15 protein-coding genes are annotated in these 21,288 nt (G+C 74.3%); 12 read left to right on the top strand and 3 right to left on the bottom strand.

The features are described from left to right. The first annotated feature begins 16 nt into the window (after positions 1-16). Genes VG869_04825 through VG869_04815 form a run of 3 tightly spaced genes read left to right on the top strand, consistent with a single transcriptional unit; the run spans position 17 to position 3,419 of the window. A complete protein-coding gene (locus tag VG869_04825) occupies positions 17-1,615 on the top strand; it encodes a protein O-GlcNAcase (protein HEV3450510.1) in 1,599 nt (532 codons plus the stop codon). Then, on the top strand, positions 1,612-2,325 hold the full coding sequence (locus tag VG869_04820; protein HEV3450509.1) for a glycosyltransferase: 714 nt from the start codon (positions 1,612-1,614) through the stop codon (positions 2,323-2,325). The genes VG869_04825 and VG869_04820 overlap by 4 nt, the downstream gene beginning before the upstream one ends. Then, positions 2,322-3,419 (top strand): amidohydrolase family protein, encoded by a 1,098-nt coding sequence (locus tag VG869_04815; GenBank protein ID HEV3450508.1) that lies wholly within the window; start codon positions 2,322-2,324, stop codon positions 3,417-3,419. The genes VG869_04820 and VG869_04815 overlap by 4 nt, the downstream gene beginning before the upstream one ends. A 5-nt stretch (positions 3,420-3,424) precedes the next feature. Here VG869_04815 and VG869_04810 read toward each other — a convergent pair whose 3' ends face one another. Then, positions 3,425-4,219, bottom strand: coding sequence for a methyltransferase domain-containing protein (locus VG869_04810; GenBank protein ID HEV3450507.1), 795 nt, complete (start codon positions 4,217-4,219; stop codon positions 3,425-3,427). 113 nt (positions 4,220-4,332) lie between these two features. Between VG869_04810 and VG869_04805 the strand changes: the two genes are divergently transcribed. The 3 genes from VG869_04805 to tal all read left to right on the top strand — a co-directional run bounded on the left by VG869_04805 (position 4,333) and on the right by tal (position 8,694). Beyond that, complete coding sequence (locus VG869_04805; GenBank protein HEV3450506.1) at positions 4,333-5,472, top strand: FIST N-terminal domain-containing protein; 1,140 nt, start codon at positions 4,333-4,335, stop codon at positions 5,470-5,472. A gap of 133 nt (positions 5,473-5,605) precedes the next feature. After that, positions 5,606-7,603: a transketolase gene (gene tkt / locus VG869_04800; GenBank protein HEV3450505.1), complete on the top strand. Its 1,998-nt coding sequence runs from the start codon at positions 5,606-5,608 to the stop codon at positions 7,601-7,603. Beyond that, positions 7,600-8,694, top strand: a complete 1,095-nt coding sequence (gene tal / locus VG869_04795) for a transaldolase (protein ID HEV3450504.1) — start codon at positions 7,600-7,602, stop codon at positions 8,692-8,694. The genes tkt and tal overlap by 4 nt, the downstream gene beginning before the upstream one ends. A 99-nt stretch (positions 8,695-8,793) precedes the next feature. Here tal and VG869_04790 read toward each other — a convergent pair whose 3' ends face one another. Next, positions 8,794-9,864, bottom strand: coding sequence for a uracil-DNA glycosylase family protein (locus VG869_04790; protein HEV3450503.1), 1,071 nt, complete (start codon positions 9,862-9,864; stop codon positions 8,794-8,796). Positions 9,865-9,883: 19 nt separating this feature from the next. Between VG869_04790 and zwf the strand changes: the two genes are divergently transcribed. Genes zwf through VG869_04760 form a run of 6 tightly spaced genes read left to right on the top strand, consistent with a single transcriptional unit; the run spans position 9,884 to position 19,811 of the window. After that, on the top strand, positions 9,884-11,392 hold the full coding sequence (gene zwf / locus VG869_04785) for a glucose-6-phosphate dehydrogenase (protein HEV3450502.1): 1,509 nt from the start codon (positions 9,884-9,886) through the stop codon (positions 11,390-11,392). Between the two features lie 23 nt (positions 11,393-11,415). Next, positions 11,416-12,039 carry a 6-phosphogluconolactonase gene (gene pgl, locus VG869_04780; protein ID HEV3450501.1) on the top strand — a complete coding sequence of 208 codons (624 nt, stop codon included), beginning with the start codon at positions 11,416-11,418 and terminating at the stop codon, positions 12,037-12,039. 9 nt (positions 12,040-12,048) lie between these two features. After that, the gene (gene cofH / locus VG869_04775) at positions 12,049-14,400 is read left to right on the top strand and encodes a 5-amino-6-(D-ribitylamino)uracil--L-tyrosine 4-hydroxyphenyl transferase CofH (GenBank protein HEV3450500.1); all 2,352 of its coding nucleotides are present in this window, start codon (positions 12,049-12,051) and stop codon (positions 14,398-14,400) included. Next, positions 14,397-15,404 carry an adenosine kinase gene (locus VG869_04770; GenBank protein ID HEV3450499.1) on the top strand — a complete coding sequence of 336 codons (1,008 nt, stop codon included), beginning with the start codon at positions 14,397-14,399 and terminating at the stop codon, positions 15,402-15,404. Before cofH ends, VG869_04770 begins: the two co-directional genes overlap by 4 nt. Continuing rightward, entirely contained in the window at positions 15,401-16,471 is a 1,071-nt protein-coding gene (locus VG869_04765) for a TIGR00730 family Rossman fold protein (protein HEV3450498.1), read from the top strand. The genes VG869_04770 and VG869_04765 overlap by 4 nt, the downstream gene beginning before the upstream one ends. 55 nt (positions 16,472-16,526) lie before the next feature. Continuing rightward, positions 16,527-19,811 carry an AAA family ATPase gene (locus tag VG869_04760; protein ID HEV3450497.1) on the top strand — a complete coding sequence of 1,095 codons (3,285 nt, stop codon included), beginning with the start codon at positions 16,527-16,529 and terminating at the stop codon, positions 19,809-19,811. Positions 19,812-19,930: 119 nt separating this feature from the next. Here VG869_04760 and VG869_04755 read toward each other — a convergent pair whose 3' ends face one another. Then, entirely contained in the window at positions 19,931-21,286 is a 1,356-nt protein-coding gene (locus VG869_04755) for an alpha/beta fold hydrolase (GenBank protein ID HEV3450496.1), read from the bottom strand. Positions 21,287-21,288 lie beyond the last annotated feature (2 nt).

Here is a 21,288-nt window from a genome sequence, read left to right as displayed (position 1 = left end):
CCGGTAGCCTACCGTCGTGCCTCGCCCGGTGGCCCTCCGAGGCGTCATCGAGGGCTTCTATGGTCCCCCCTGGTCGCACGACGCGCGCCGAGACCTCATCGAGTTCGTCGCCGAGCGGGACATGAACGCCTACGTGTACGCGCCGAAGAGCGACCCGCGTCACCGGGAGTCCTGGCGCGAGCCCTACGACGCGGCCGACGCCGCCAACCTGGTCGACCTCGCGGCCGCGTGCCGGGCGGTCGGGGTGCGCTTCGGATTCGCGATCTCGCCCGGCCTCGACATCGCGTACGGCGACGACGCCGACCGGGCGGCGCTCGTCGCCAAGCTGCGCCCGCTCCTCGGCGAGGGGGTCGACTGGGTGGTCCTGGCGCTCGACGACATCCCGAACCGGCCCGGCCTGGCCGCCGAGCAGGTGGCGCTGGTGCGCTGGCTGGCGCCGCACGTCCCGGGCCGCCTGACGCTCGTCCCGACCGAGTACGTGGGCACCCGACCGAGCCCGTACCTCGCGGAGCTGGCGTCGGGGCTGCCGGCCGACGTCGACGTCATGTGGACGGGGCCGACGGTGTGCTCGCCGAGGATCGACGCCGTCGACGCGCGGGCCTGGCGGGCCGCGCTCGGCGGACGTCCCCTCGTCCTGTGGGACAACTATCCGGTGAACGACGCGATGATGGAGGCCGAGTTGCACCTGGGCCCGTACCGAGGGCGGACGCCGGGGCTCAGCGACGAGCTCGACGGTGTGCTGTGCAACCCGATGCTGCAGGCGCACGCCTCGAAGGTCCCGCTGGCGACCGCGGCCGCCTACCTGCGGGATCCCAGCGCCTACGACGCGGACGACGCCTGGCGGCGCGCGATCGACGACGTGGGCGGCGTGCGGTCCGCCGCGCTCGGCGCGCTGGCGCGCGCGTGCGCCGACGGGCCGCTCATGGTGCCCAGGCACCTCCAGCTGCACGAGCTCGTCGACCACCTCGAGCGGGACGTCGGCGACGCCACCTGGCCCGCCGGGGTCGTCCCGCTGCGCGACGAGCTCACGGCGCTCCGCGGCGCGCGCCGGGCCTTCGCGAACGCGCCGGACGATCCGCTCACGGGCGAGCTGGCGCCGTGGCTCGAGCAGGCCACCCAGGAGGCCGACGCCGCGCTCTCGGCGTTGCGGCTGCTCCAGCAGGTTCGGCCGGTGGCGTCCCGCGCGCCGTCCGGCGGCGGGCGTGCGGTCGGCCCGGACGCCGAATCGGCGATGATCCACGCGTTCGCGCTGCTCTTCGCCTGGACGGCGGCCCGGCGGGCGTCGAAGGTCGTGGGCGGTCCGCGGTTCGGGCTGCACCCGTCGGTGGTCCAGCGGTCCGACGGGAGCCCCGCCTTCGACGTTCATCTCGGCGTCCGTGAGGACGGATCGGCGGTCGACCGCCTCTGCCGGATCGCGCTGGCCCAGTACCACGAGTGGGCGACGGGCGATGACGCGCCCGTGACGGTGCGGCAAGGCTGGGAGCTGGTCCCCGTCGCGGCCGACGGCTCCTTCGCCGCCGACCCCGACGCCGTGGTCCTCGTCCAGTGCGGGCGCCACGGCACTCGCGTCGACGCGTCCGGCGAGCTGCCGTTCCCCGATTCGCGGCTCTCGTGAGGCTGACCGTCGTCATGCCGGCTCACAACGAGGCGGCGCTGCTCTCGGACTCGGTCCACGAGGTCCTCGACGGGCTCCGCGCTCGGTCGACGCCGTTCGAGCTCATCGTGGTCGAGAACGGCTCGCAGGACTCCACCCCGGACGTCGTCGAGCGCCTCGCCCACGAAGCGCCCGAGGTGGTCGCGCGCCAACTCCCGCGAGCCGACTACGGCCTCGCCCTCCGGACCGGGCTGTTCGCCGCGACCGGCGACGTCGTCGTGAACTTCGACGTCGACTACACCGATCTCGGGTTCCTCGACGCGGTGCTCCTGCGGTTCGGCGAGCCGGACCCGCCGGCCATCATCGTCGGCTCGAAGCGAGCACCGGGCTCGCAGGACCGCCGCTCCCGGATCCGGCGCGTCGTGACCTGGGGCTTCGCGCTGGTCCTGCGCGTGGGTTTCGGGCTCCGCCGAACCGACACGCACGGCATGAAGGCGATGGACCGTGAGCTCATCCTGCCCATCGCTCGCGCCTCCCGGTGCGACGGGGAGCTGTTCGACACCGAGCTGATCCTGCGCGCCGAGCGGGCGGGGTTGCGCGTCGAAGAGCTGCCGGTCACGGTCAACGAGCGACGGCCGTCACGCAGCTCGATCACGCGACGGGCACTCCGGACGCTGGTCGGGCTCGTGCGCCTGCGCGTGGCCCTGGCTGGCAGCCGTCGCGCCCGATGACCGCGAGCGTCCTCCGCTCCGACGCGCTGTGCCCGCCGGGCGTCCCGCAGCCGGGCTGGCTGGCGATCGAGGACGGGTGCATCGTCGAGACCGGGACGGGCCGGCCGCCATCGGGGGCGACCGACGTCGGCCCGGCGGTCCTCGCGCCGGCGTTCGTCGACCTGCAGCTGAACGGCGTCGACGACGTCGACCTCGCCGTCGCCGACGCGCCCGGTTGGGAGCGGGCCGGACGTTCCCTCGCGCAGCACGGGGTGACCGCGTACCTCGCGACCTTCGTCTCCGCGCCCCTGGACGCCTACGAGGCGCCCCTTCGCCGGCTCCGGGCCGCCCGCGTCGAGCCCGAGCCCGGCGCGGCGGCCCCGCTCGGCGCGCACCTCGAGGGGCCATTCCTGGGGAGCGCCCCGGGCGCCCACCGCGTCGACCTGCTCCGACCGGCCGACGTGGCGTGGCTCGGCGCGATCCTCGACGCGCACCCCGGCCAGGTGCGGATGGTCACGCTCGCACCCGAAGCCGACCCCGGCCTGGCCGCGGTGTCGTGGCTCGCGAGCCGGGGCGTGCTCGTGGCGCTCGGCCATTCACAGGCCAGCGACGCCGACGCCCGCGCCGCCGCCGCCGCGGGCGCCCGCGTCGTCACCCACGTGTTCAACGGGATGGGGCCACTGCATCACCGCGCCCCGGGACTCGTCGGCGCCGCCCTCGACGACGAGCGCCTCACCCCGACGCTCATCGCCGACCTGGTGCACGTCCATCCGACCGTCGTCCGGATCGTGCTCGCCACCAAGGCCGACGTGGCGCTGGTCAGCGACGCGGTCGCCGTCGGCGGTGCCGTGCAGCGCACCGACGGCGCGGCGCGCCTCGCCGACGGCCGTCTGGCGGGCGCGACCGCGCTCCTCGACGCGGCGGTGACGAACCTCGTTGGCCTCGGTGTCCCGCTCGAGCGGGCGGTCCGAGCCGCCAGCACCGTGCCGGCCGGCCTCCTCGACCTGTCGGACCGCGGCCGCCTGGCGGTCGGCGCTCGGGGAGATGTCGTCGCGCTCGATCCCGACTCGGGGGCGCTCCGCGCCGCCTGGGTCGGCGGCGCGCCGGTCCACTGAGCCAGTCAGGCGCGGCGCTCGACGACCAGCTGGCGCACGCCCCACTCGACGCGGCCGTCGGCGTCCGCGGCGAGGCGGGCCAGCCGCGCCGCGAGCCGGTCCAGGTCACGGCGGCGGAAGTGCTCCCGCGCGAACCGATCGTGGCGCCACGTCTCGAGGTTCAAGCCGTAGATCCGGGCCGCGACCGACGCCGGGACCGTGATCGTCCGGACCTCGGTCCAGCTGCGCTGCTCGCCGTCGTGCCCATCGAGGTGCCGGAGGAGCGGACCGGCGTACATCGGCGCGCCCTGGTCCTCCACGACCGCCAGCACCCGGGCCTCGTAGTCGGCGAGCACCGGGTCGGCGGCCTCGATCCACTCCATCTCCTCGAGGACCAGCCGCCCGCCCGGGGCGAGGCCGCCCGCCCACCGCCGGGCCAGCGCGGCGGGGTCGGGTAGGTGCGCAAGCACGAGCCGCGCGAACACGAGGTCGGGCGGCGGGGTCGGGAAGGCCGTCGTCGCCACGTCGTGGCGGACGAACTCCAACGTCGGGAACGCTCGTCGGGCCGCATCGAGGAACGCCTCCGAGCGGTCGAGTCCGACGGTGCGCGCCGCCCGGGTCGCGCCCGCGACGACCGCGGTGCTGAGTCCCGGCCCGCAGCCCAGGTCCAGCGCCAGCCCTGGGGGCTGGGGCACGGCCGCGCCGAGGAGCTCGCGGGACGACGGCTCGAACGCCCTCGCCAGCAGCTCGAGGCGGCGGGCGGCGGTGTCGCCGTCCCCGAAGGTGTACCGCGCCTCGGGAGCCGCGGTGGTGTCCTCCACGCTCCGTCCTCGTCGCCGGCGTGCGATCCCCGCTCACGCTAGGGGTCCGGGCGTCCGGCGCCCGGGGATTTCGCGAGGCGAAGCGCCTCCCGTCCGACCGGTAGGTTCGCGCCGTGCGCCGCTATGCGTCCGCGCTGTCGTGCCACCCGGTCCCGGCGCACGCGGTCGGTGAGGCTGCCGGCGAGGTGATCGAGCAGCTCGACGGCGAGGACCCGACCCTCGCGGTGTGTTTCGCGTCGGCGCACTTCGTCGGTGCGCTCGACGACGCCGCCAACGCGCTCCGGAACCTGCTCGAGCCGCAGGTGCTCGTGGGCGGCACCGCCGGCGGGATCATCGGCGGCAGCCACGAGGTCGAGGCCGGCCCCGCGTTCTCCGTGTTCGCCGCCCACCTCCCCGACGCCACGCTGACCCCGGTGGCGCTGCGCCTGGAGGAGACCCCCGACGGCGCCGCGGTCACGGGCTGGCCGCCGGACGTCGACGCGGCCACGACCCTGATCCTCTTCGCCGACCCGTTCACGTTCCCCGCCGACGCCTTCCTCCGGCGGTTGAACGAGGAGCGCCCGGGGCTCGCCGTGATCGGCGGGCTCGCCTCGGCCGCGGGCCACCCCGGGGGCAACCGGCTGGTGCTCGACCACCAGGTGCGCCCCGACGGCGCCGTCGGGGTCTTCGTCGACGGCGCCACCGTCGAGACGGTGGTGTCCCAAGGCTGCCGGCCGATCGGGCAGCCGTTCACCGTGACGCGGGCCGAGCAGAACGTGATCGTCGAGCTCGGCGGGCAGCCGGCGCTGCGCCGGCTCGAGGAGCTGGCCGCCGGTGCCACCGAAGCCGACCGGGACCTGCTGCGCGGCGGGCTCCAGGTCGGACTGGTCGTGGACGAGCACAAGGTCGAGTTCGAGCGCGGCGACTTCCTGATCCGCAGCGTGCTCGGCGCCGACCGGGACGCCGGCGCCATCGCCGTCGGCGACCACGTGGACGTCGGCCAGACCCTGCAGTTCCAGGTGCGGGACGGGGTCGCCGCCGACGAGGACCTGCGCGCCCTCCTCGCCAGCCACGCCGCCGACGGAGCGCTCCTCTTCACCTGCAACGGTCGCGGCCAGCACCTGTTCGGCGTCCCCGACCATGACTCCGGGGTGGTCGCCCAGCTGCTCGGGCCGGTGCCGCTGGCCGGCGCCTTCTGCGCCGGTGAGCTGGGCCCCGTCGGCGGCCGCAACTTCTTGCACGGGTTCACGGCCAGCCTCGCCCTGTTCTCCTGACCGGGGCGCGGACGCGGGGCCGCCCCCGGGGAGGCCAGGAGCGACGCGCAATAGTGGGGGTGATCGGAGCTCGCGCCGGCACCCGGCGGGCGTGGCGACCTCGAGCCGACGGAGCAAGGAGGGACGAGTGCCGGTGACCGACCTGGACGAGCGGAGCATCAACGTCATCCGCGGCCTGGCCATGGACGCCGTGCAGCGTGCGAACTCGGGGCACCCCGGGACGCCGATGGCCCTCGCCCCGCTGGCGCACGTCCTCTTCACCCGGGTGATGCGGTACGACGCCGGCGCGCCGGACTGGTTCGACCGAGACCGCTTCGTCCTCTCGAACGGGCACGCGTCCATGCTCCTGTACGCCCTCCTCTATCTCACCGGGTTCGGGCTCGACCTCGACGACCTGCGGTTGTTCCGCCAGTGGGGGTCACGGACCCCGGGGCACCCGGAGTACCGCGCCGCGCCCGGCATCGAGGTCACCACCGGGCCGCTCGGCCAGGGCTTCGCCAACAGCGTCGGCATCACGCTGGCCGAGGCGAACCTCCGCGCCCGCTACGGGCCCGAGGTCTGTGACCACCGGGTGTTCGTCATCGCCAGCGACGGGGACTTCGAGGAGGGCATCAGCCACGAGTCGGCGTCGCTGGCGGGCCATCTCGGCCTCGGCCGGCTCGTGTGCGTGTACGACGACAACCACATCAGCATCGACGGGCCCACCGAGCTCGCGTACAGCGATGACGTGGCGCGCCGCTTCGAGGCCTACGGCTGGCACGTGGTGCGACTCGGCGAGGCCGCCAACGACGTCGACGCGCTCGAGCGGGGCCTCCGAGACGCGATGACCGAGCCCGAGAAGCCGAGCCTGGTCATCCTGCGCAGCCACATCGGCTGGCCGTCGCCGAAGTACACCGACACCGCGCACGCCCACGGCAGCCCGCTGGGCGAGGACGAGGTGCGCGTGGTGAAGGACATCCTCGGGCTTCCACCCGACGAGACGTTCTGGGTCCCCGACGACGTGCTCGCCGCCTACCGGGAGGCGGGTCGGCGCGGCCGGCCCGACCGGGAGGCGTGGGAGGCGCGGCACCTCGCCCTCCGGACCCGCGAGCCCGAGCTGGCCGAGGAGTTCGACGCCTGCCTCGAGCAGCGCGGCCTCCCCGGGTGGGAGGCGAAGCTGCCGTCGTTCACCGCCGGCGACTCGATCGCGACCCGTGCCGCCAGCAAGCAGGTGCTCGACGCCATCGTCGACGTCGTGCCCGGGATCGTGTGCGGCGGGGCCGACCTGTCCGGCAACACCGGGACCGAGCTCGCCAACGAGGCGATCGTCGCCACCCACCAGTTCGGGGGCCGCCAGCTCCGCTTCGGGATCCGCGAGTTCGGGATGGGCGGCGTCCTGAACGGCATGTCGGTCTCGGGGCTCCTGCCGGCGGGCGGGACCTTCTTCGTGTTCTCCGACTACATGCGCGCGGCGGCGCGACTCGCCGCCCTGTCCGGGTACCGGACCGCCTTCGTCTGGACGCACGATTCGGTCGGCCTCGGTGAGGACGGTCCCACCCATCAGCCGATCGAGCAGCTGGCGGCGTTCCGGGCCATGCCGGACATGCGCATGATCCGGCCCGCGGACGCCAACGAGGTCGCGCAGGCGTGGCAGGTCCACGTGGACAGCGATCGCGGGCCCACGGCCCTGATCCTCACCCGCCAGAAGGTCCCCGTGCTCGACGGCACCGCGGAGCGCGCGCCGGACGGCGTGGCCCGCGGCGCCTACACCCTCGTCGACGAGGACTCGGGGCGGTGCGACCTGGTGCTGGTCGGCACCGGCTCGGAGGTCGCGGTGTGCGTCGCGGCACGCGAGCAGCTGCGCGCCGACGGGCTGTCGGTCCGGGTGGTGTCGATGCCGTCCTGGGACCTCTTCGGGGCCCAGTCGGACGCCTACCGGGCCGACGTGCTGCCCCCGCCGGTCCCGAAGCTCGCGGTCGAGGCCGCGGCCACCTTCGGGTGGGACCGCTGGGTCGACGACGTGGTGGGCATCGACCGGTTCGGCGGCTCCGCGCCCGGTGCGACCGCGTTGGCCGAGCTGGGGATCAACCCTGACCACGTCGTAGCGCGCGCGCACGCGCTCCTCGACCGAACCGCAGGAGGAAGCCGATGACCAGTGCCATCGCCCGGCTCCACGACTTCGGGCAGAGCCCGTGGTGCGACAACCTCAGCCGCCCGCTCATCACCGGCGGCGGCCTCCAGCGTCTCATCGACGAGGACGGCATCCGCGGCGTCACCTCGAACCCCACGATCTTCGAGAAGGCGATCGGAGCGGGCGCGGGGTACGACGACGAGCTCAAGGCGGACGCGGCCGCCGGCCTCAGCATCGAGGATTCGTACTGGCGGCTGGTGCTCGACGACGTCGGCCTCGCCGCCGACGTGCTCGCCCCCGTCTACGACGCCACGAGCCGGGCCGACGGGTTCGTGTCGGTCGAAGTCTCGCCCGACCTCGCGCACGACACCGACGAGTCGATCGCCCAGGCCCGCTCGCTCCACGAGCGGGTCGGTCGTCCCAACGTAATGATCAAGATCCCGGCAACCGTCGAGGGCATCCCCGCCATCGAGGCGAACCTCGCCGCCGGCATCAACACGAACATCACGCTGATCTTCTCGTTGGATCGCTACGCGGCGGTGATCGACGCCTACCTGCGCGGCCTCGAGCGGCTCCTCGCCGCCGGTGGCGACCCCGGCGGCGTCTCCTCGGTGGCGTCGTTCTTCGTCAGCCGCGTGGACACCGAGACCGACCGGCGCCTGCCCGAGGGGCACCCGCTGCGCGGCAAGGCCGCGGTCGCGAACGCCAAGCTCGCCTACGAGCTGTTCCGGCAGCGCTTCGCCGGCGCCCGCTGGGACGCGCTCGCGGCCAAGGGGGCACGGCTCCAGCGGCCCCTGTGGGCGTCGACGTCCACGAAGAACCCCGCGTACTCCCCCACCCTGTACATCGACGAGCTGATCGGGCGGGACACCGTCAACACGCTGGCGCCCGCGTCCATCGACGCGCTGCACGGCGGCGACGCCAACCTGCGACCCGACACGGTCCAGGAGGACGTCGAGGGCGCGCACGCCGTCATCACCGGGCTGGCCGAGGCCGGCGTCGACTTCGACGACGTCACCGCGACCCTCGAGCGCGAGGGCGTCGCGTCGTTCTCGACAAGCTTCCACGACGCGTTCCAGACCCTCGAGAAGCGACGGGCCGAGGTCTCCTGACCGTCGCTCGCCGCGAGCGGGCCGCGCCCGTGCGGTCGAGCACGCCGCGCCGGCCCGCGACCGGTTGCGTTCCGTCCGGCGCGGCCGGCCCCGGTTACGTCAGGGACCGGTGCGGTCGGCGAGCCGGCGGACGGCGCGCAGGTGGTCGACGAAGTCGTCGAACGAGGCGTGCGCGTTGGCGCCGCTCGTGTTCGGCATGACGTACGCCGGCGCCTCGCCGAACCCGTGGCGCTGGAGACCGCATGTGGCCGCCGGGTCGATCGCGGCGCGCCAGCCGGCGAGCCCGACGAAGCACACCACACGCGGCCGCAGCCACCGCACGAGGCCCTCCACCCGGCGGGCGCCGTCCCGGTACTCGGCGCGCCGCAGCGTGGCCGCGCCCGGCGTGGCCCGCTTCACCAGGTCGGTCATCCCCATGCCGTGGGCGCGCAGTGCGTCGGCCGGATCCCGGTCCCGCGCGACGAGGCCGGCGGCGATCGCCGCGGGCCAGAAGCGGTTGCCGGGACGGGCGAAGCCGACGCCGGCGTCGGCGGCGTACACGCTCGGGTTGAGGCCCACCACCACGACCCGCAGGCCGGGCCCGACGTAGTCGGGCAGCGTGCGGGCCCGCCCCGCCCGCACCTGGAGCCACTCACCCTCCGCGCTGAGCTCCAGCAGGTCGAACCCGGCTCCCACGACCACGTCGGCGAGCGCGGCGGGCTCCCACTCGGCGAAGAACCGGCCCGGGAAGTCGTCGTCGGGCAGGGGGCCCTCGCCGCCGCCGCCGCGCATCGTGAGGTGGATCGGGGCGCCGACCGAGAGCGAGCGGTGCAGGTCGGCGAGCGCCCACGGCAGCCACACCCGGGGGACGTGCAGGTAGCTGGCCCGGGCCCAGGCCCCGGCGAGGCCGCCCCGCCGAAAGGGCAGCGCCTCGAGGTCGGCCTGCACGCACCACGCGTCCGGGGCCACCTCGCGGGCCAGGCCCAGCATGGCGAACGCGGCGTCGAGCGCCACCACGGGACGACCGAGGTGCTCGAGGTGCTTCCCCGCTCCGCAGCCGAGGTCCGCGCGCGGCGCGCCCGCGGGCACCGCGGCGGTGAGGGCAGCCGCCCGTTCGACGAAGCGCGCCGGGCGCCGGTCTCGCCACTCCGGTGCTCGAGCCTCGTACACACCGACCGTCTTTCGGTCCACCGGCCGTATCATCGCCGACATGCCGAGCCCGGTCAGGCCCGACGACCGGGTCGCGACGACGATCGTCGTCTTCGGTGCCACCGGCGACCTCGCGCACCGCAAGCTCTACCCCGCGCTGGCCTCGCTCGCCCGCGGCGAGCAGCTCCCGGCGGGGCTCGCGGTGGTCGGCGTGGCCCGGACCGAGATGGACGACGCCGACTTCGAGCAGAGCGTGCACGCCTCGATCGAGAAGGCGGAGGACGGGAACCAGACGGGGGTTCGAGCCCTGCAGGACCGCGGCGTGCACTTCCGCTACCTGGTCGGCGCCGCCGACGACAGCACGACCTACGACCACCTGCGCGAGCTGCTCGCGCGCTCGGCCGGCGGGGGTCGCGAGCCGATCGGGAACTGCCTCTTCTACCTCTCGACCGTCCCGCAGCTGTTCGAGCCCATCGCCGAGGGCCTCGGCCGCGCCGAGCTCGCCGACGAGGACGACGGCTTCCGCCGCGTCGTCGTCGAGAAGCCCTACGGGCGGGACCTCGCGAGCGCCCGGGCCCTCGACGAGCACCTCCACCGGTTCTTCCGCGAGCACCAGATCTTCCGCATCGACCACTACCTGGCCAAGGAGACGGTCCAGAACATCCTGGCGCTCCGCTTCGCCAACACCATCTTCGAGCCGCTCTGGAACCGGCGCTACGTCGACCACGTCCAGATCACGGTCGCCGAGGAGCTCGGGATCGAGCACCGCGGCACCTTCTACGAGCAGGCGGGCGCGCTGCGCGACATCGTCCAGAACCACGTCATGCAGGTCCTGGCCCTCACGGCCATGGAGCCGCCGGGCTCGTTCAACGCCGACGCCATCCGCGACGAGAAGGTGAAGCTCCTCCGGTCCGTGCACCTGTTCGACCCGAACCAGCTCCAGGGCCACGTCGTGCGGGCCCAGTACAGGGCGGGCGAGATCGACGGCGTCACCGTGCCCGGCTACCGCGACGAGGAGGGCGTCAGCGCCCACAGCACGGTCGAGACGTTCCTCGCCCTCCGCCTCGAGATCGACAACTGGCGGTGGGCCGGCGTCCCGTTCTACGTGCGGACGGGGAAGCGCCTCGCCCGTCGGGTGACCGAGGTCGTGCTGCGCTACAAGGCGGTGCCGTTCCTGCCGCTGCCGCCCGGCGCCCGCGACTCGATCGAGCCGAACGACCTGGTGCTGCGGATCCAACCCGACGCCGGGATCGAGGTCTCGTTCGCGGCGAAGGTCCCGGGCCAGGCCTTCCAGGTCCGAACCGTCCAGCTGAGCTTCTCGTACGCGGCCACGTTCGCGGAGGCCGCGCCCGAGGCCTACGAGCGGGTCATCCACGACGCGCTCGTCGGCGACGCGACGCTCTTCATCCGCACCGACGAGGTCGAGCAGTCGTGGCGGATCGTGCAGCCCCTCATCGACGGCTTCGACCTGGTCGCGGTCCCGCTCGCCCACTACCCGGCCGGGTCGTGGGGTCCCCCGGAGGCCGACGTCCTCCTCGCCGAGCGCGGCGCCCGCTGGCGGGTGCCGTGACCCTCTTCGGCGAGGAGCGCCGCGTGGCTCACGTCCCGCCGGCGTTCGCCGAGCTCGTCGCCGCCGAGGCTCCGGCCTCGGTCGCGCTCTCGGGCGGCGGCACGGCGCGCGCCTGCTACGAGCTGCTCGCCACCGCTCCCGTCGACTGGTCCGGCGTCGACGCGTACTTCGGCGACGAGCGGTGGGTGCCGGTGCACGACCCGGACTCGAACGAGGGCATGGCCCGCGTGACGTTCCTCGACGAGGTCGAGCCGCGAGCCGTCCACTCGATGCGTCTCGCGGGCCCGACCCCCGAGCGCGCCGCCGCCGCCTACGACGAGCTGATCCGGCGCTCGCCGCCGATCGCGCTCGTGCACCTCGGGCTGGGACCCGACGGGCACACGGCGTCGCTGTTTCCCGCCTCTCCGACCCTCGAGGAGCAGGAGCGGCTCGTCGTCGCCACCGGCGACGACCAGCACCCGCACGAGCGGCTGACGCTCACCTACCCGGGGCTCGCCCGAGCCGGGCTCGTCGTGTTCACCGTGGCCGGCGCCGACAAGCGCGACGCCCTGGCCGCCGTGCGGCGCGGCGAGGACCTCCCCGCGGCCCGGGTGCGGGCCCCCCGCGTGGTGTGGCTCGTCGACGAAGCCGCGGTCGCGGGCACGTAGCATGCGCTCATGCTGAGCCGCCACGAGGCCGTGGCGCTGCGCGACGCCCCCCTCGCGGAGCTGCTCGGCGCGGCGTCGGCGGTGCGGGACGACGCCCACGGCACGCGGGTCACGTTCTCGCCGAAGGTCTTCATCGCCCTGACGATGCTGTGCCGCGACCACTGCGGCTACTGCACCTTCGCGAAGCCGCCCGCCCGCCTCCCCGCCCCGTTCCTCGACCTCGACGAGGTGGTGGCCATCGCCGAGGCCGGGGCGGCCGCCGGCTGCCACGAGGCGCTGTTCACGCTCGGCGAGGCCCCCGAGGCGCGCTACCCGGACGCGGCGGCGTGGCTCGCCGAGCACGGGCACGGCACCACCGTCGACTACCTGGTGGAGGCGGCCGGCGCGGTGCTCGAGCGGACCGGCCTGCTCCCCCACGCCAACGCGGGTGCCCTCGGCGAGCCCGACCTGGCGCGGCTCCGAGCCGTCAGCCCGTCCCAAGGGATGATGATCGAGACGCTCGCCGCCCGGCTGGCGGCGCTCGGTGCCGCCCACCACCGCGCGCCGGACAAGACGCCGGCGCGGCGGCTCGCCACCCTCGAGGGCGCCGGGCGCGCTCGGGTGCCGTTCACGACCGGGATCCTGGTCGGCATCGGCGAGACCTACGAGGAGCGCGTCGACGCGCTCCTCGCCATCCGCGAGTCGCACGAGCGGCACGGCCACGTCCAGGAGGTCATCGTCCAGAACTTCCTGCCGAAGCCGGGCACGGCCATGCACGACCATCCGCCGTGCGACCGCGACGAGTACCTGCGGGCCGTGGCGGTGGCGCGCCTCGTCCTCCCGGCGGCGATCCATCTCCAGGCCCCGCCGAACCTCAGCGACGAGCTCGGCCCGCTCCTCGCCGCCGGCATCGACGACTGGGGCGGTGTGTCCCCGCTCACCCCCGACCACGTGAACCCCGAGCGACCGTGGCCCGCGCTCGAACGGCTCCGCGCCGCGACGGAGGCCGCCGGCAAGACGCTGGCGCCGAGGCTCACCGTGTACCCCGAGTTCGTCCGCGACGAGACGTGGCTGCACGAGGACGTCCGGCCCGCGGTGCGCCGAGCCTCCGACTCCGAGGGCCTGGCACGCGACGACCGGTGGTCCGCCGGCGGCGACGCGGCCCCGCCCGACGTGCTCGGCGCCCCCGGGGCGACGTCCCGCGTCCGGGGCGCGGTGGACGAGGTCCTCGACGGGATCCTGGTCGGCCACGAGCCCGGCGTCGACGAGCTGGTGACCCTGCTCGGCGCCCGCGGGCCGGAGGTGCGACGAGTCGCCGAGGTCGCCGATCAGCTGCGACGCGACACCGTCGGCGATGTCGTCACCTTCGTCCGGAACCGGAACATCAACTACACGAACGTCTGCACGTTCCGGTGCCGGTTCTGCGCCTTCTCGAAGGGGCCGTTGTCGCTGAACCTGCGCGGCGAGCCCTATCTGCTCGGCCTCGACGAGATCCAGCGACGAGTCGTCGAGGCCGTCGACCTCGGCGCCACCGAGGTGTGCCTGCAAGGCGGGATCCACCCCGACTTCGACGGCGACTACTACCTCACGGTCACCCGAGCGGTGAAGGAGGTCGCGCCCACGATCCACGTCCACGGGTTCACCGCCCTCGAGGTCACCGAGGGGGCCCGCCGGCTCGGGGCGCCGCTGCGGGACTACCTCCGAGTCCTGCGGGACGCCGGCCTGTCCACCCTGCCCGGCACCGCCGCCGAGATCCTCGACGACGAGGTGCGGGCGGTCATCTGCCCCGACAAGGTCACGACCGACGAGTGGCTCGACGCCCACCGGGTCGCCCACTCGATCGGGCTCCGGTCGAACGTGACGATCATGTTCGGGCACGTCGAGCGGCCGGTGCACATCGCCCGGCACCTCGTCCGCACCCGCGCGCTCCAGCGGGAGACGGGAGGCTTCACCGAGTTCGTCCCCCTTCCGTTCGTGCACATGGCGACCCCGCTCGCGCTGCAGGGCAAGGCCCGGAAGGGCCCGACCTTCCGCGAGGTGCTGCTCGTCCACGCCGTCGGGCGCATCGCCTACCGCGGCGCGATCGACAACGTGCAGGTGTCGTGGGTCAAGGTCGGCGTGCGCGGCGCCCAGCAGGCTCTGCGGGCCGGGTGCAACGACCTCGGCGGGACGCTGATGGACGAGAACATCTCGCGGGCCGCGGGGGCGTCGCACGGCCAGGAGCTCGACGACGCCGGGTTCCGGTCGATCGTCGAGCCCCTCGGGCGACCACTCGAGCAGCGCACCACCCTCTACGGCCGGACCCGCACCGAGGGCCGACCCTTGCGGCCCCAGCCCGCTGATCCGGTGCCCGTGGGGCTGAGCCGCCGCGCCGGGACGTGACCCCGGCGGCGGCGCCTCCGACCCTCGACGTCGTCGCCGTCGGCAACGCGCTCGTCGACGTGCTGAGCGCCGCCACCGACGAGTTCCTCGCCGAGCAGGGCCTCTACAAGGGCGCGACCGCGCTCATCGACGCCGAGCGGGCCCGCGCCCTCTACGAGCGGATGGGACCGGGCACCGAGATGTCCGGTGGCTCGGCCGCGAACACCGCGGTCGGGGTGGCGTCGCTCGGGGGGCGCAGCGCGTTCGTGGGCCGGGTGCGCGACGACCTGCTGGGCGAGGTGTTCGCCCACGACATCCGCGCCGCCGGGGTGCGCTTCGAGACCCGGCCGGCGACCACCGGTGACCCGACCGGCCGGTCCCTCGTCCTCGTGAGCCCGGACGCCGAGCGGACGATGAACACGTTCCTCGGGGCCGCGGCCCAGCTCCACCCCGACGACGTGTCGCCGGCGTTGGTCGCCGCCGCGGCCGTCGTCTACCTGGAGGGGTACCTCTTCGACCTGCCCGACGCCAAGGCCGCGTTCCGGCACGCCGCCCGCGCCGCGCACGAGGCCGGGCGACGCGTCGCGCTGAGCCTGTCCGACACCTTCTGCGTCGAGCGCCACCGGGCCGACCTCCTCGCCCTCGTCCAGCACGACGTCGACCTGCTGTTCGCCAACGAAGCCGAGATCTGTGCCCTCTACGAGGTCCCGACCCTCGACGACGCGATCGAGCCGGCCGTCCGCTACTGCGACGCCGCCGCGCTCACCCGGGGCGCCAAGGGCTCGGTCGTGGTGTCACGGGACGAGCTCGTCGAGGTCCCCGTCCATCCGGTCCCGGGGAGCGTCGTCGACACCACCGGAGCCGGCGACCTCTATGCGGCCGGGTTCCTGTTCGGGTTCACGCACGGCTCCGACCTGGCCCGGTGCGGCCGGCTCGGCGCCGTCGCCGCCTCCGAGGTGATCTCCCACCTGGGGGGCCGCCCCGAGCGCCCCCTGGCCGAGCTCGCGGCGCCGCTGCTGCGATGAAGCTGCCCCGCTACCGCACCGGGGACCCTGAGCTCGACGACGCCGTCGCCGACCTCGTGACGCGCGCCGGGAGCGGCCGTGACGCCGACCTGATCTTCGAGCTCGTCGCCTCGGCCCTCCGGCTGGCTCGCGACGGCGCCGACCGTGGCGACCTGAAGATCGCGAACGCGGCGCTGAAGGAGATGCGCTACTTCTTCCACGTCTTCGAGCCGTACCGGACCCAGCGGAAGGTCGCGATCTTCGGCTCCGCCCGCACCCAGCCGGACGACCCCCTCTACCACCAGGCCCGCCGGTTCGCGGACGCGATCGCGGAGCGTGACTGGATGGTGATCACCGGGGCCGGCCCGGGGATCATGGAGGCCGGCATCGAGGGCGCCGGGCCCGACCGGGCCTTCGGCGTGAGCATCCGGCTGCCGTTCGAGGCCGCGACCTCGCAGTTCATCGCCGACGACCCGAAGCTCATCCACTTCCGGTACTTCTTCACCCGCAAGCTCGCCTTCGTGAAGGAGTCTGACGCCTTCGTGCTGCTCCCGGGCGGGTTCGGGACGATGGACGAGACGTTCGAGCTCCTGACCCTCGTGCAGACGGGCAAGGCGCAGCCGGGGCCGGTCATCCTGCTGGACACGCCCGGCGGCACGTACTGGGCCGGGTGGCTCGAGTTCGTGCGCCTCGAGCTGCTCGCAGACGGCTACATCTCACCGCCCGACCTCGGGCTGCTCACCGTCACCGACGACGTCGACACCGCCGTCGACGAGGTCACGAGCTTCTTCACCAACTACCACTCGCAGCGCTTCGTCGACGGTCGGCTCGTGGTCCGGCTGCGGGCCGCGCCCGACGACGCGACGCTCGACCGCCTGAGCGAGAAGTTCGCTGACATCGTCCGCCGCGGACGCATCGAACGCGTCGACCCGTCCGCGGCGGAGCGCGCTGACGAGGACGCACTCGACACCGAGCGGATCGCGTTCTGGTTCGATCGCCGTGGGTGGGCACGCCTGCGGGAGCTCATCGACGACCTCAACGGCCGCACCCGATCCGGAGCCGGGCGCGTGTCGGAACTCGGCGGGTAGCCTGACGGTCGTTCTCGCGCGGGTGTGAGGGACGGCGGCGTTGAGTCCGACGGTGATGGTGACCACGATGTTCACCGATCTCGTCGATTCCACCGCGTTGGCATCGCGGCTGGGCCCGGAGGCCGCCGAGGACCTGCGCCGGGTCTACTTCGGCCTCTTGCGCGACGCGCTCGAGGCGACTGACGGGTCGGAGGTCAAGAGCACCGGCGACGGGCTGCACGCGGTGTTCCCGAGCGTGAGCTCGGCGCTGGCGTGCGCGCGGGCGACCCAACAAGCCGTCGATCGGCACAACCGGCACCGGGGCGAGCCGCTCGCGGTGCGGGTCGGCATCAGCCACGGCGAGGCCGAGCGCGCCGACGACGGCGACTTCTACGGCGCGTCGGTGGTCGAGGCGGCGCGGCTGTGCGCCGCCGCGCAGGGCGGGGAGATCCTCACCACCGCGATGGTCCGGGCGCTGGTCGGGAGCCGCGGCGACCACACCTTCGAGGACGTCGGGCCGCTGTCCCTGAAGGGGCTGGGCGAGCCCGTGTCGGCGTGTCGGCTGGCGTGGGCGCCGGCCCCGGGCGCGGGCTGGTCGGTGCCGCTCCCGGCTCGGCTGCGCACGCCGGACGGATCGCTGTTCGTGGGTCGGAGCGTCGAGCGCGCCAGCGTGGCGACGGCCCTCAAGGAGGTCGCCGCCGAAGGCGACCGGCGGATCGTGCTCGTCGGCGGCGAGGCGGGGATCGGCAAGACGACGCTGGTGTCGACGGTGGCTTCCGACGCGCAGGCCGCGGGGGCGGTGGTGCTGTACGGCCGCTGCGACGAGGAGCTGGGCATCCCCTATCAGCCCTGGGTCGAGGCGCTCGGCGATCTCGTCGAGCACGTGCCGCAGCCCGTGCTCCGGGCGCACGTGGACGCGCGAGGCGGGGACCTCGTGGCCCTGGTACCCGGGCTCGGCACCCGGCTGGACGAGGTGCCGAGCTCGCGGTCGTCGGATCGAGACACCGAGCGGCACCTGCTCTTCGCGGCGGTTCTGGACCTGCTGGGCCGGGTGGCCACCGACACGCCGGTGCTGCTGGTGCTCGATGACCTCCACTGGGCCGACCGGCCGACCTTGCAGCTGCTGCGCCACGTGGTGGCGGGCTCGCGGTCGATCCGGCTCCTGATGCTCGGTACCTTCCGCGCCGCCGATGTGGGGGCAGACGACCCGCTGGCGGAGGTGCTGGCCGCCTTGCACCGCGAGCCTGGGGTCGAGCGCGTGAGCCTGCGGGGCCTCGATGACCTGGAGCTGCTGGCGCTGCTCGAAGCGGCAGCCGGGCACGAGATGACCGAGGACGGGCTGACCCTGCGGGACGCGCTGTCGGCAGAGACGGACGGAAACCCGTTCTTCGTCCTCGAGATCCTGCGCCACTTGGCCGAGACCGGGGCGATCTCCCAGACCGACGACGGGCGCTGGGTGGCGCAGCTGGACCTGAACACCCAAGGGCTCCCCGTCAGCGTGCGTGAGGTGATCGGGCGGCGCGTCCACCGGCTGGGGCCCGACGCCACCCGGGCACTGGCGGCGGCCTCAGTGATCGGAAGGGACTTCGACGTCACCCTGCTCGGCGCCCTCGTCGACATCGACGAGGACGAGCTGCTCGACGTCCTCGACGCCGGGGTGGCGGCGGCGGTCATCGCCGACGCGCCGCGCAGTCCGGGTTGTTTCACCTTCGTGCACGCGCTGATCCAGCGGGCGCTTTACGACGAGCTGAACGCGGCTCGTCGCCAGCGGCTGCACCGCCGCGTCGCCGAGGCCCTCGAGACGCTTCCGGGGGACCACGAGGAGCGGGTGGGTGAGCTCGCCCACCACTGGTACGCGGCCACCCAGCCCGCCGACCTCGACAAGGCCATCGGCTACTCCATCGCCGCTGGCGACCGGGCCCAGCGCCGGCTCGCGCCCGAGGAGGCCGCGCGCTGGTACGCCCAGGCGCTCGACCTCGTCGATCGGCTGGATCGAGACGCCCGAGACCTGCGCCGCTGCGAGCTCCTGGTCCGGCTCGGCAGCGCGCAGCGGCTTGCCGGGCTGGCCGAGTTCCGTCAGACCCTGCTGGACGCGGCCGACCTCGCCCAGCGCCTCGGCGCCACCGAGCAGCTCGTTGAGGCCGCGTTGGCCAACACGCGCGGGTACACCGCCTTCATCGGCCGCCTCGACGTCGAGCGCATCGACGTCCTGCGCGCCGCGCTCGACGCCGTGGGAACCTCGTCGCCGGATCTGCGGGCGCGCCTGCTCGCGCAGTGGGCACTCGAGACCATCTACAGCCCCGAGTACGACACGCGGCAGCTCATCGACGAAGCGCTCGCGCTCACCGAGACGACGAACGACCCGCAAGCGCGTTGGCACGCGCTCCACGCCCTCCACCTGTACTTCATCCCCCAGAACCTCGACGAGCGCCTGGCCCGACAGGCCGAGTTCCACGAACTGAGGCCTCGGCTCGACCCGAGCCAGCAGTGGTGGACGTTCGTCGGGAGCGTCCACCTCGCCATGCAGCGGGGCGACATCAACCAGGCGCGGGAGGACCTCGCAGACATCCAGCGGCTGGCCGAGGCCGTCGGTGACCCCGTCATGCGGTGGGAGGCCGAGTGGTTCCAAGCGAGCCACGCCCTGCTCGCAGGCGACCTCGCGACCGCTGAAGAGCACGCGAACACGGCGCTGCAGATCGCCGTCGACGCCGACCAATCCGACGCGCTGGTCGTTTACGGGGGCCAGGTCATCGAGCTGCGCTTCGCCGCGGGCCGGCAGGCGGAGATGCGCGACCTCCTCGCCGCGACTGCGGCCGAGCATCCCGGCATTCCCGCGTTTCGATCCTCCCTCGCCCAGGTGCTGGCGGTGAGCGACTGGGTGGAGGACGCGCGCCCGCTCGTCGACAACCTCGCGGCCGAGCTCCCCGGCCTCTGGATCGACCCCAGCTGGGCGTCAGCGGTGCGAGGGGTGACCCAGGCGGCCGCGGTCGTCGGGAACCTCGCCGCCGTGCGGGCCGCCGTCGCGCTCCTGGAGCCGTTCGCCGATCAATGGGTGTGGCACGGCGCCGCCCATTCCGGTCCGGTGGCGCTCTGGTTGGGGGTCGGTCGGGCCGCGCTGGGCGACCACGAGCGCGCCGAGGCCGATTTCGCCCGGGCCCTGGCCCTGGCCGAGCGGGCCCGCGCCCCGTTCTGGCGGGCCACGACGCAGCTCGAGCTCGCCAGGATGCTCGTCGAGCGCGCTCAGGGCGACGACCGAGCGCGTGCCGTGGGCTTGCTCGAGGCCGCCCTCGAGACCGCGGGTACACGCGGCTTCGCCGGTGTCGAACGTCGCGCCCGACCACTCCGCGACCAACTGGCGTAGCGGCGCTCGCCGCGGTCGGCCGCGACGTCGGCTCGCAGCGACGATCTGACCGACGGCGCGGTCCGCGCGCCTTGAGGCTCGGCTTGCGCACTCAGCACGCCGCCGAAGATCGCCCGACGCTACTGGGGCGCGTCGCGGCGAGGCGCGTCGGCCAGCCGGAACAGCTCCCACTCGCCGGGCACGCCCTTGAGATCGTGGGGGCCGAGGGCCTCGAACCTCCCGGCCTGGCCGGCGACGGCGGACGGGACCGACGCGGTCACGACGACCTGCCCGCGACCAGCGACCGCCATGACTCGGGCCGCGATGTGCACGCCCAGCCCGGAGACGTCCTCCCCGCGACGGTCGACGTCGCCGATGTGGATGCCGATGCGAACCTCGAGTCCGTCGGCTGCGAGCTCGTCTCGCACTCGCTCGGCCGCACGCACGGCGGCACCCCCGGACGGCAGGAGCGCGAGGACGCCGTCGCCGGTGGTCTTCACGACGTTGCCACCGCACCCGCCGACCGCGGCCCGCACGGTGCGGTCGTGGCGGTCGAGCACCGCTCGCCAGTGCTCGTCACCGAGGGTCGCGGCACGCTCGGTGGAGCCGACGAGGTCGGTGAACATGAGCGCCGCCAGGAGGCGCCGGGGGGGCGGGAGCCGCCGCTCCCCGACCACGAAGTCGCCGACTTCGGCGACCACCGCGTCGACGTCGCCGAGAAACGGGAAGTGGTCGGCGCCGTCGAGCTCGACGAGGGTCGCCCCGCGGATCTGGGCCGCGGCCAGGCGCACCGCCTCCGCCGACACGTAGGGGCTGTCGCGGCGGGACAGGACCAATGTGGGCGTGTCGACCTGCTCACCGCGCTGATCGTCGGGTCGAGAGCGGAACACCGAGTCCCAGATCCGGGCCGCCGTCGCGGGGCTGGCGCCGGCGCGCCCGGCCCGCGCGTACCACTCTCGGAACGACGCATCCGACACGCGGGTCGGGGCGATCTGCTCGAGCAGCGCGTCCCGGCCGCCCCCCAGGTTCTCGCGCACCAGCGCGGCCCGCCGGGCCACCCAGTCGTCCCAGCCGTCGTCGGGCACCATCAAGGGCTGGTGGAGCACCAGGAGCCGAAGTCGGTCTCGGTGCTCCGCGGCGAACCGGGTGGCGACGCCGTAGCCGTCCCAGGCGAAGACGACCGGGTCTCGGGCCCCGGACGCCTCCACCACCGCGGCGAGGTCGTCGGCCCACTGGTCGAGGATCGGCCGCTCCCAGTCGACGATCGGGTCGGAGAGGCCGAGGCCCCGGCGGTCAAAGATCACCACCCGCCCGAGGGATCGCAGCCCCTCCAGCAGCCGCACGAACCCCGGGTCGTCGTCGAACAGCTCCATCGGGATCAGGCCCCCCGAAGCCATGACGATGTCGCTGCCCGCCTCGCGGTCGGCGTCGGCGTCGAGCACCCGGTAGGCGACGTGGGTGCCGCCGTCGGCGCGGGCGTACTGCACGTCGCTCACGG

The sequence above is a fragment of the Acidimicrobiia bacterium genome, assembly GCA_035948415.1.
Lineage (GTDB): Bacteria > Actinomycetota > Acidimicrobiia > IMCC26256 > PALSA-555 > PALSA-555.
The sequence above is the reverse complement of the archived record's forward strand: the minus strand, read 5'-3'. Positions and strand labels throughout refer to the sequence as shown.

Excerpts from the sequence above, each read along its gene's own strand:
- VG869_04815 (HEV3450508.1), top strand. The coding sequence starts at position 2,322 with ATGACCGCGAGCGTCCTCCGCTCCGACGCGCTGTGCCCGCCGGGCGTC.
- tal (HEV3450504.1), top strand. The coding sequence starts at position 7,600 with ATGACCAGTGCCATCGCCCGGCTCCACGACTTCGGGCAGAGCCCGTGG.
- zwf (HEV3450502.1), top strand. The coding sequence starts at position 9,884 with ATGCCGAGCCCGGTCAGGCCCGACGACCGGGTCGCGACGACGATCGTC.
- cofH (HEV3450500.1), top strand. The coding sequence starts at position 12,049 with ATGCTGAGCCGCCACGAGGCCGTGGCGCTGCGCGACGCCCCCCTCGCG.
- VG869_04765 (HEV3450498.1), top strand. The coding sequence starts at position 15,401 with ATGAAGCTGCCCCGCTACCGCACCGGGGACCCTGAGCTCGACGACGCC.
- VG869_04760 (HEV3450497.1), top strand. The coding sequence starts at position 16,527 with ATGGTGACCACGATGTTCACCGATCTCGTCGATTCCACCGCGTTGGCA.